This is a genomic window from Pseudomonas sp. Leaf127, from assembly GCF_001423155.1.
GTDB lineage: Bacteria > Pseudomonadota > Gammaproteobacteria > Pseudomonadales > Pseudomonadaceae > Aquipseudomonas > Aquipseudomonas ovata.
Genome location: NZ_LMOA01000026.1, coordinates 19687 through 30765, shown reverse-complemented (window position 1 = coordinate 30765; position 11079 = coordinate 19687). Strand labels below are relative to the sequence as shown.

The following is an 11079-nucleotide window of genomic DNA, read 5'->3' as shown; positions in this document are numbered from 1 at the left end:
CGCACTCGGTCGCGGGCAAGCGCGCTCCTACACAGCGTCATTCGCACAGGAACAGCGGCGTTCGTGCAGGAGCGTCATTTGCACAGCAACAGCGTTCGTGTATAGCCGATGAATTTCGCATGACGAGATAACCCATGAATTTCCAGCAACTCACACGCATGGCGCAGATCACCAGCCCCCTGGGGCCGGATGTGCTGTTGCTCAAGGATATGGGCGGCGGCGATGAGCTGGGGCGGCTGTTCAACTATGAACTGCAGCTGACCTCCACCGACGGCGCCCTGGACCTCAACCAGTTGCTCGGCAAGCCGATGTGCCTGTCGTTGCAACTGACCGGCGGCGCGCAGCGGCATTTCCACGGCATCGTCGCGCGCTGCAGCCAGAACGTCGACCGTGGCCAGTTCGCCAGCTACCAGGTGACCCTGCGGCCGTGGCTATGGCTGCTCAGCCGCACCTCGGACTGCCGGATCTTCCAGCACCAGAGCGTGCCGCAGATCATCAAGCAGGTGTTTCGCGACCTGGGCTTTTCCGATTTCGAAGATGCGCTCAGCCGCCCCTACCGGGAGTGGGAATACTGCGTGCAGTACCGCGAGACCAGCCTGGATTTCGTCAGCCGGCTGATGGAACACGAAGGCATCTACTACTTTTTCCGCCATGAAAAAGACCGCCACGTGCTGGTGCTGGCCGACGCCTATGGCGCGCACCAGAGTGCACCGGGCTATGAGTCGGTGCCGTACTACCCGCCTGACGGCCAGCACCGCGAGCGCGACCATTTCAACGACTGGCGCCTGGCCCAGGAAGTGCAGCCAGGTTCGCTGGAGCTCAACGACTATGACTTCCAGCGCCCCAGTGCGCGCCTGGAAGTGCGCTCGAGCATGCCGCGCCCGCACACTGCCGGCGACTACCCGCTGTACGACTACCCTGGCGCCTACGAACAGAACCAGGACGGCGAGCATTATGCCCGCACGCGCCTGGAAGCCCTGCAAAGCCTGCACGAGCGCATCGAGCTGAGCGGCAACGCCCGTGGCGTGAGTGCCGGGCACCTGTTCAGCCTCACCGGCTTCGGTCGCCAGGACCAGAACCGCGAATACCTGATTGTCGCGGCGCGCTACTACGTGGCCCAGGAGAGTCTGGAAACCGGCGGTGGCGGCGGCCTGCAGTTCGAGGTCGGGCTGACCTGCATCGACGCCCAGCAAAGCTTCAAGCCGCTGGCCAGCACCCTCAAGCCGCAGGTCATGGGCCCGCAGACCGCGCGCGTGGTGGGCCCGGCCGGCGAAGAGATCTGGACCGACCAATACGGCCGGGTCAAGGTGCATTTCTACTGGGACCGGCACGACCAGTCCAACGAGAACAGCTCGTGCTGGATTCGCGTGTCACAGTCCTGGGCCGGCAAGAACTGGGGCTCGATGCAGGTGCCGCGCATCGGTCAGGAAGTGATTGTCAGCTTTCTCGAAGGCGACCCCGACCGGCCGATCATCACCGGGCGGGTGTACAACGCCGAGCAGACCGTGCCTTACGACCTGCCGGCCAACGCGACCCAGAGCGGCATGAAGAGCCGCTCGAGCAAGGGCGGCACGCCGGCCAACTTCAACGAAATCCGCATGGAGGACAAGAAGGGCCAGGAGCAGCTGTTCATTCATGCCGAGCGCAACCAGGACATCGAGGTCGAGAACGACGAGAGTCATTGGGTGGGCAACAACCGCACCAAGGTGGTGGACCACACCGAGACGGTGACCATCGGCGTCGACCGCATCCGTGCGGTGGCGCATGACGACCTGTTGCTGGTGGGCAATACCAAGACCGATGCCATCAGCCGCAGCTACCTGATCGAGGTCGGCGAGAACCTGCGCCTGGTGTGCGGTAAAAGCGTGCTGGAGCTCAATGCCAGCGGGCAGATCAACCTGACGGGGGTGAACATCAGCGTCTACGCCAGCGGCACCGCGACGATCAACACCGGCGACATCCTGCACCTGAACAACGGCTCCGGCGCCGGCACCGAACCCAAGGGCCAGGGCGTCAAGGGCGAGATCGACGCGGCGGTAAAGCAAATATTTCCCAAGACCTGACGCCAGTGCCTGGGCCCTGTAGGAGCGCGCTCTGCCCGCGACCGAGTGCGTAGCGCTCGCAAAAATTGTGTAGACGCTGAAAATTTACGACTGCTAACGCAGCCGGTCGCGGGCAAGCGCGCTCCTACGCGCGTCATTTGTGTAAACCAGACGGAATCGTTTTATGACTTACCGCCTCAATGAATTCAGTTTCGCCCTGCCCGACCCACAGGTGCAGGATGCAACCATCAACATCCTTAAGTTCGGCGAGCTGGGCACATCGTTGATCGTCAGCCGCAGTGTGCTGGCCGACGGCGAGACGCTGCACAGCAACTTTGCCGCGCAACTGGAGCGCCTGGGCCAGCAGGTGCAGGACCTGCGCCATGAGCCGGTGCAGACGCTGCACGTGGGCCTGAACCAGGAAATCGAAGCCATCGAGCTGCGCAGCCAGTTCAGCAAGGGCAACGAGAAGATCTGGCAATTCCAGCTGGCGCTGGTGCTGCCCGACACCCGGCGCATGCTGGCGCTCAGCTACGTCAAGGCCCAGCCACTGGGGGCGGCGGAAGCCGCGCATTGGGCAGGCATCAAGCAGTCACTGAGCTTCAACACGGTGATCTGAACCTGGACGGGGTGAATGTGATGGACCGCAGGCATGTCTGACGCCATCTGGGCCGCCCGCCTGGGCGATGGCCTTGAACACACCTCGATGCTGGCCGACATTGTCGGCGGCGTGCTGGAGGTGGCCGCCCATGTGGCGATCGGCGCACTGGCCACCGCCGCCGTGGCCGCCGCCGCCGGCATTACCGTCGCCACCGGCGGGCTGGGCGCGTGCCTGTTGGGGGCGGTGGTCGGGCTGGTGGTGGGCGTGGTCATGGCCAAGACCGGCGCCGACACCGGCCTGTCGCGATTATGCGAGGGCATCGGCAACAGCCTGTTTCCCCCGACCATTCAGGCCACCATCAGCACCGGCTCGCTCGACACCCTGACCAATAACCGCCCGGCCGCCCGTGCCGCCGGCTGGGTGCCGCCGGGTGTGCAGCTTGTCGAACAGGAAGGCGAGGCCCCCGAGGCCAGCTACCTCGATATGGCCGGTGAGTTCTTTTCGCAGATGTGGCGCCCCACCGTCGCCACCCCGGCCCCCGGTGCCGAACCGCTGCCCGAGGACCTGGTGCTCTGCGCCAAGCACCCGCCCATGCCCCCGCAGTTTCTCGCCGAAGGCTCGGACAAGGTGTCCATCAACGGCCAGCCGGCGGTGCGCAGCGGCGACCGCAGCACCTGCGAGGCGGTGGTGGTGTCGGCCGGGCCCATTTCGTCGAACGTGCGCATCGGTGGTGGCACGCTGACCGTGCGTGAGATTCGCAGCGGCAAGACCCCAGGCGTGGGCCTGGCGGTGACCGTGCTGCTGATGCTCAAGGGCGGCAAGGGCAAGTTTCTCAGCAACCTGCCGTGCATGGCGCTGGGCCTGGCCAACAGCTACGTGATGGGCCAGGCCACCCAGGCCATCGTCAATGCCACCAGCGCCTCGCCCAACCCGGTACATGCCGCCACCGGGGCCAAGGTGCTCAGCGGCCAGGACGAGCTGGATTTCGTCCTGCCCGGCATCCTGCCCATCGACTGGCAGCGCTTCTACAACAGCCGCGATGAACGGCGCGACGGGCTGTTCGGCGCCGGCTGGAGCGTGGCCTATGAAGTCGGCGTGCAGGTCGAGGCGCACCCTGAGGGCGGCGAACGGCTGGTGTATACCGATGAACAGGGCCGGCGCATCGACATGGGCACTGTCCCCTTGGGCGGGGCGGTGTTCAGCGCCGGCGAAGGCCTGGTGGTGCGCCGCCATGCCCGTGGCACGCTGCTGATCGAGAGCGACGACGGCCTGTACCGGCTGTTCGAGCCCAGTCCGCTGGAGGCCACTTGTTTGCGCCTGAGCCAGCTGGGCGATCGCAATGACAACCGCATTTTCATCGACTACGACGAACTGGGCCGGATAAGCGGCCTGCGCGACACCTTCGACGACGTGCGCCTGGCGCTGGTGTACTGCGCGCAATGGCCGCGCCGGCTCAGTCATGTCGAGCGCCTCTACCCGGACGCGCCACCCTTGGTGCTGGCCCGTTATGCCTTCGATGATCTGGGACAACTGGCCGAGGTGTGCGATGCCACCGGCCGGGTGCAACGGCGTTTCTGCTACGACGACGGCCTGCGCATGGTCGAGCACCAGTTGCCCACCGGCCTGCGCTGCTTCTACGCCTGGGCGCACGTCGAGGACCGTGAATGGCGCGTGACGCGGCACTGGACCGACGAGGGTGAGGACTACGCGTTCGACTATGACCTGGCGGCCGGCACCACCACCATTCGCGACAGCCTGAACCGCGTCAGCCGGCGACGCTGGAACGCCCAGCACCAGATCGTCGAGTCCGTCGATCCGCTGGGCCACACCTGGCATTTCGAGTGGAATGACGAGCGCCAGTGGCTGGGCGCTACCGACCCGCAGGGCGGTCAATGGCAGTTCAGCTACGACGAGGCCGGCAACCTGACCACCACCAGCGACCCGCTGGGGCAGACCGAGTCGACCGCGTGGCTGGAGCACTGGTCGCTGCCACAGAGCGACACCGACAAGGCCGGCGGCCAGTGGCAGTATCGCTACGACGCGCGCGGTAACTGCATCCGCGAGACCGATCCGCTGGGACAGGTGACCCGCTACCGCTACGACAGCCAGGGCCAGGTGGTGGCGATCACCGACGCGGCCGGCCGGCACAAGCACCTGCGCTGGAACGCGACCGGCCAGTTGCTGCAATACACCGACTGCACAGGCTACAGCACCGATTACGTCTACGACCATCATGGCTACCTGCGCAGCATCACCGACGCCCTGGGCGAACAGACGCTGTTCGAACACGACGCCCAGGGCCGCCTGCTGCGCAGCGAGCTGCCCGATGGCCGGGTGGAGCAGTTCCAGCGCGATGCCAGCGGCCTGCTGACCGCCTACATCGACCCGGCCGGCCACGCCACCCGCTATGGCTACAACCGCCGTGGCCAGGTGCAGCAGCGCCTCGACCCGCTCGGGCATCGGGTGCGGTTCGAGTACGACACCTATGGCCGCCTGCAGGCGCTGAGCAACGAGAACGACGAACGCTACCGCTTTGCCTGGGATGCCGCCGACCGCCTGGTCGAGCAGCAGGACCTGGACCGCAGCGCCCAACGCTACACCTATGACGCACAAGACAACCTGATCGGCCTGGTGCACCTGCCGGCCGCGCATGGCAATGGCCTGGCCTTGATGCCCGAGCAGCCGCTGCCGGCGCTTGAGCAGCACTTCGAACGCGACGCCCTGGGCCGGCTGGTGGCCAAGACCACGGCCGATGGCCTGACCGCCTATCGCTACACCCCGCTGGACCTGCTCGCGGGGGTGGACTTCACCGGCCTTGACGGCCAGGTGCAGCAACTGGGCTTTGTCTACGATGCCCTGGGGCAGATGCGCGAGCAGCACAGCCGCGACGGCACCTTGCAGCATGAGTACGACGAACTGGGCAACCTGATCCGTACCGGCCTGCCCGACGGGCGCTGGCTCAACCAGCTGTACTACGGCAGCGGCCATTTGCACCAGGTCAACCTCGACGGCCAGGTGATCTGCGACTTCGAACGTGACCGCCTGCACCGCGAAGTGCTGCGCACCCAAGGGCAGGTCAGCACCCGCAGCCAGTACGATCGCGCCGGCCGCCTGCGCGCACGACTGCGCCGGCCGACCCAGCAGCCGCCGCAACTGCCGGCCCAGGCTGAAAAGCAATACGACTTCGACCCGGCCGACAACCTGGTCGGGCGCCTGCAGCGTGATCGCGCCACACGCCAGGACCGCCGCGACCTGTTGCAGTACGACGCCAGCGGCCGCATCGTCGCCGGCCACGACAATCTCACCGGGCACAGCGAAACCTTCACTTGGGACGCCGCCGCCAACCTGCTCGACCGCCCGCTGGATGGCGCAGCATATGTGCGGTACAACCAGGTGCTAACCTACCAGGACAAGCGCTACCGCTACGACGCCTTCGGCCGCACCGTGGAAAAGCGCAGCACCCGCCACGGCGTGCAGCGCTTCGCCTACGACGCCGAGCACCGGCTGATCGAAGTGAGCCACGACAATGGCCACCGGCTGCGCATGCACTACGACCCCCTGGGCCGACGCATTGCCAAGACCGAACACGACCGCCACGGCCAGTTGTTGAGCGAAACCCGCTTTACCTGGGACGGCCTGCGCCTGCTGCAGGAATGCCGCAACGGCCTGCAAAGCCTCTACGTCTACCGCGAAGACAGCTACGAACCCCTGGCCCGTGTCGATGGCAGCGGCGAACAACAGCGCATCCGCTACTACCACAACGACCTCAACGGCCTGCCCGAACAACTCACCGACCACGACGGCCAGACCGTGTGGCAGGCGCAGTACCAGGTGTGGGGCAACACCCTGCGCGAAGTGCGCGAGCCTTGGTACGTCGAAGAACAGAACCTGCGCTTCCAAGGCCAGTACCTGGACCGGGAAACCGGCCTGCACTACAACACTTTCAGGTTCTACGACCCGGACATCGGACGCTTCACCACGCCCGACCCGATCGGGTTGGCGGGTGGGATCAACCTGTACCAGTACGCGCCGAATCCGCTGGGGTGGGTGGATCCGTGGGGGTGGAGTTGCCGGCCAACCAAGCTGAAACTAAGCAGGAAAGGTGTGGCACATATCAAGGAGGGCCATGTTGGCAACCGGCCAGGCAAGGCTCACAAGAGCAAATGGACGGTCTCCAATGCAGAGTGGAAAAAAACAGCGCGCAATGTGTTTCGAAATCCTGACAGGATCGTGAAATCCGGTGATCGATACATTTATGAAAAAGACTACAAGGGCAAGGTCTTCGGGGTTGATCCTGACGGAGCGCCCTTGAGCAAGGTGCGTGTCGTCGTCGAGAAAAATGGTGACATTGTTACCAGTTTTCCGCAAAAAGACTTCAAACCGCTGGAACGAGGAGAGATAACAGAATGGCCTTAGACATCATCATTCGTAAACGAGAGGGCGCCACATCAAGGCATGAGTTTCCGGAAGGCCTTCATCAGTCACTGTTCAGGAAAGACGTCAAGATCAAGAAAAACAACATTCTTTTTCCCCTGAAGGATTACTACCTGACCGATTGTTCATTTAGGGGCGACGACATTCCCAAGCTTATAGCGGCTCTCGAATCAGCAAAATCCCGACTGCCTGAAGACCAGGTGCAGGCACTGGAAAATGTACTCACTGCCCTCACTGAGGTTGATGCGGCAGAGGTTTCATTCGCGGGTGATTGAGGCTCGATCATCGATCGCTGGTGGCGCGTATTGGCTGGACCCATCGTCCAATGAGGCAACTATGCTATCGCTAAAGCCCCTAAAAACCGCATTGAAAAAAACAGTTTCCCAAGGCTTGGCAGACACGCTTGCAGGCCTTGGGTACAGCGAGCAAAAAAAGCGGGCCGCCTATGTAAAGGCGCTGGACCGCCTTGAAATCAGAATAGCCTGTGATCTCAATACGGCTGGCTATCCGAAAAATATCATTGCCGTGAATATTTTGGTATTCATTGATTTACTTGATGTCAACGCCTTGGGGGCAAGCCTGTTTGTGCCGCCTGCTGTCAATCCGGCTACGCTGTGGGGCAATATCAGACTTTTCACACCTGCCAATAGCGCACAGGACACTAATTACTACGTTGATCTCTCCACGCACGAGGATACCCACCTTGAGGTCTTGATAAAGGACATTACGCTGTTTGATCAGTTTGCATCGAGCCTGGTCGACATTCGTAAACTCTCGAATGAGCGCCTTATGAAAACACCGCACCTGCGCAAAAACTTTGGCACAGGCCTGACCTGGGATTATAAATACGGCTACCCACAATACCTGTCCATTATCCATGCCTTGAACCATGAGTTTGACGATGCCCGCCTTTGTGCCCTGCATGCCAATCATCTCAAGGCGGCAGAAAAGGAGGCCCTTCTGGCCTTCATCGCCACTCGCTCCGATATAACGCAAGCGAAAGAGTCCACCGACAACAACAGCGGGCAGCACGCTAGCGCGTTGGATAATTGAAAGGCAAACGGTTGTCATGAAAAGTCATCGCCATGGATCAAGAAAGCTGTGCCCTTTCTCACCTGAAAGACCAGCAGTCGTGCTGATCGACCCTCCAGACGGCCAGTGTCTTGACGAGCCGCCAGCCTGATTGCGGGATAATCCGAAGATGAAAAACCACACCTACAATGAAGAAATCGACACCTTTGATATTCTTGCCCCCTACTTTTCGTCGGGCTTCAAACAGGCCAAAAGCAAAGGCCATCACCGCATAAGAGTCCTCAAGGACGAAACCGCAGGTGCGTCTGACACGCCTCTGGATTTGAGCCCCCTGGCCGATGACCATGATGTCTTCTCACTGGATATTGCCAGTGACATCAACCTGAAAAAGACTGACCTGTCGCCCCTTTATGCGTGTCGATCCCTGACCTCGCTGAGCCTGCCCCACCTCGCCGGAGCGCTGGACTATGGTCGGCTGCACACACTGAATACGCTTTACTTGACGCGTTCGAGCGATGTTATCGCCCCCCTGTCACTGCCTGGCGTCAAGGACCTGCTCCTGACGGGGCTCAAGAATACGAACCTTTCATTTCTTGATGCGCCCGGCGTGACGACATTAAGAATCAGCGGAGGCTCGATAAGCACTCTTGACGGTCTGGACAGGCTCAAGCAGCTCGATTATCTGAACATTGATCATTGCAGTAAATTGAACGACATTTCCGCGATAAACGGACTGGCTCACCTGCGCCGTCTAGCCATTGAAAAATGCAAAGGATTAACTGATTTCAGTCTGCTGGCCAGACAGGAAAGTCTGGAACATGTCTTTATTTCCTCGCTTGACTCCGTCGCTTTTGTTCCCGCGATGAAATCATTGAAGGCCTTCAAGTTTTGGGATTTGAAGGATGGCAATTTAAATCCACTCTTGGCGGCTGTCGGCCTGGAACAGGTCGACTTTTTTCCCCAGAAAAAACACTACACGCATACCCGGCCTGAGGTTGAGCAGTGTCTGAAGAAAAGAAGCTGAGCAGGTCGGATAGGCCGCTGATACGGCCACTTTTCTGTCCGCCTGCCCCTGTGCCAGGCGCCTTGATGATCGAGGAGACACCATGACACTGACCTGGAAAGCCCCCATCGACTACCGAGGAAAATCGATTGGCGCCTACGATAATGAAGAAGGGGCTTATGAGGCGCCCGGCTCAGACTTCGATTACCTCGCGCTGTTACAAGGCAAGCGTTACCCTGTCGACAGGGACATCCCCACTCTTTATTTTGCTGATCCAGAGAAAAAAATAAGCCGTTTTGATTGTTTGTGGCTGTTGGGTGGCATCCCGTTGGTCAGCGCCCGGCTGGCTGAGTTTCTTCTCGCACAGGTGAGCGCAGATATTCAAACTGTCCGCCCCAAGGCCATTCATGCGGCAGGCAGCAAGACGCAACTTGACTATTTAATCCTCAATGCCACGCATGCAATAAATGCCATCGACCTTGAAAAATCCGATGCGAAAGCTGACGAAGAAGGAATGATTATTTATTTCAAAAAAATCCACTTGATGGAGGACGCCATGACTCAGCACGCCATTGCCAGGGAGGCACAATCCCTGGATCTTCTTGTCTCGGAAATATTGGCGGAAAAACTTATTGCTGGCGGGTTCGATACGGGAACCGGAATAAGCTTCTATAGCCTGCAACGCAAGCCTATTCCCTACGCTCAGAATTGAATCGTTCCCTATGTTATTCAAGCGTACGCGGTACCGAGCTACGCCCTTGGTGAAGGGACATTCAAGGAGACCTCCATGCCACCGCTGAGCCTCATAAAGGCATTCGTAGACGGGTCGATAACGCCTGCAGCGTTCGCGCACCACGTGGCAGAAACGCCCACATTACTGACAGTCCTCAAAGAGCCATTTGCGCTTCCGGCCTATGTCGAGGCGCCTGACTTGCATACGTTTTTAAGCGAGCAGGATTACACCGATATCGCGTCAATCTTCAACACTCAAGTCCTGCTGTCCGGGTTCTTGAACAGCCGCTCTGTCGAGCATGAACGCAGCCAGAAGTATGAGGATTTATTCAATCTGCTGCTCAGCGTCCAGCCAAAATGGCTGAGCCTGTCGGCTGATTATCTATCGACCCTTCTGGACAGTGCGCCGTCGCAAAAACCCAAGGCGCTACAGGCCTGGCTCAAAGACAGGATCAAACATGAATTTCGCTACCTGAAAACACCGCCCAAGTGGCTACAGGCGCCTGCCTGGCCTATTGACCAGGGCAAACCCCTGGTGTTTGTCGGGCAACTGGATGTCAGCGGGCTGAGTCATGACACCTCACAGGCCTACGTTTTTTTCAACGCGCATGACCACTCTTATCTCACCCTTCAACAGTCGTGCTGATGGGGCCGGGCTGATCGCCTGCCCTGACGAAAAAAGCGATTGAAATACAAGGAGGGCACTGCATGCAAAAGTCGCAGACCAAACGCATACCCAAACCGGATGAACGCCTTGTGGACACCCTTGAACGTGCACGCTGCCAAGTGTGCAGGCACGCCTTCAACCTTGACGAACAACAGCAGGTATTCGTTAAGGCAATGAAGGATAAAGGGCAGCCTTTCATGATGATCGAGTGCCCTTATTGCGGCACTTCTACGCAGTATGTGGACAGTCGCGACATTCAGGTGTCGCCGCAGGAGCAATCGGGTGCCTACCGGTGCCCTGTTGCGCAGTGTTCCGGGTGGGTCGAGTGGATTGCTGATACGCCTGCCTTTCTGGGTTGCGGCGAGTGCGGCAGCCAGTGGTATCACGAAGCGGCTCTACAACGTGAGATCAGCCAAATAGTTGCCCGCTACGCCTACCGTGCGGCCTGCTATGAAAAAACGCACACAGCATGGGCACCGGCGCCGCTGGAGCAGCATCCTGAAGATTACGAAGCCAGGGTCGAACAGGAAGCGATGGACACGGGAACCGAACAGGTACGAGGTTGAAC

Annotated in this window: 9 protein-coding genes; all 9 read left to right on the top strand. The window is 60.5% G+C overall.

Annotated features, from left to right (window positions below):
* The first annotated feature begins 134 nt into the window (after positions 1-134).
* Positions 135-2063, top strand: a complete 1929-nt coding sequence (locus ASF84_RS27365; protein ID WP_056842044.1) for a type VI secretion system Vgr family protein — start codon at positions 135-137, stop codon at positions 2061-2063.
* Between the two features lie 163 nt (positions 2064-2226).
* On the top strand, positions 2227-2661 hold the full coding sequence (locus ASF84_RS27360) for a DcrB-related protein (protein WP_056842043.1): 435 nt from the start codon (positions 2227-2229) through the stop codon (positions 2659-2661).
* A gap of 33 nt (positions 2662-2694) precedes the next feature.
* Positions 2695-7059 (top strand): RHS repeat-associated core domain-containing protein, encoded by a 4365-nt coding sequence (locus tag ASF84_RS27355; protein ID WP_082481884.1) that lies wholly within the window; start codon positions 2695-2697, stop codon positions 7057-7059.
* Complete coding sequence (locus ASF84_RS27350; protein WP_056842042.1) at positions 7050-7352, top strand: hypothetical protein; 303 nt, start codon at positions 7050-7052, stop codon at positions 7350-7352. The genes ASF84_RS27355 and ASF84_RS27350 overlap by 10 nt, the downstream gene beginning before the upstream one ends.
* Before the next feature lie 61 nt (positions 7353-7413).
* Positions 7414-8130, top strand: a complete 717-nt coding sequence (locus ASF84_RS27345; protein ID WP_056842041.1) for a hypothetical protein — start codon at positions 7414-7416, stop codon at positions 8128-8130.
* A 148-nt stretch (positions 8131-8278) separates the two neighbouring features.
* On the top strand, positions 8279-9133 hold the full coding sequence (locus tag ASF84_RS27340; RefSeq protein WP_056842040.1) for a leucine-rich repeat domain-containing protein: 855 nt from the start codon (positions 8279-8281) through the stop codon (positions 9131-9133).
* A gap of 82 nt (positions 9134-9215) precedes the next feature.
* Complete coding sequence (locus tag ASF84_RS27335; RefSeq protein ID WP_056842039.1) at positions 9216-9824, top strand: imm11 family protein; 609 nt, start codon at positions 9216-9218, stop codon at positions 9822-9824.
* Between the two features lie 75 nt (positions 9825-9899).
* Positions 9900-10490: a hypothetical protein gene (locus tag ASF84_RS27330; protein WP_056842038.1), complete on the top strand. Its 591-nt coding sequence runs from the start codon at positions 9900-9902 to the stop codon at positions 10488-10490.
* Positions 10491-10552: 62 nt separating this feature from the next.
* Complete coding sequence (locus ASF84_RS27325) at positions 10553-11077, top strand: hypothetical protein (protein WP_056842037.1); 525 nt, start codon at positions 10553-10555, stop codon at positions 11075-11077.
* The last annotated feature ends 2 nt before the right edge of the window (positions 11078-11079 follow it).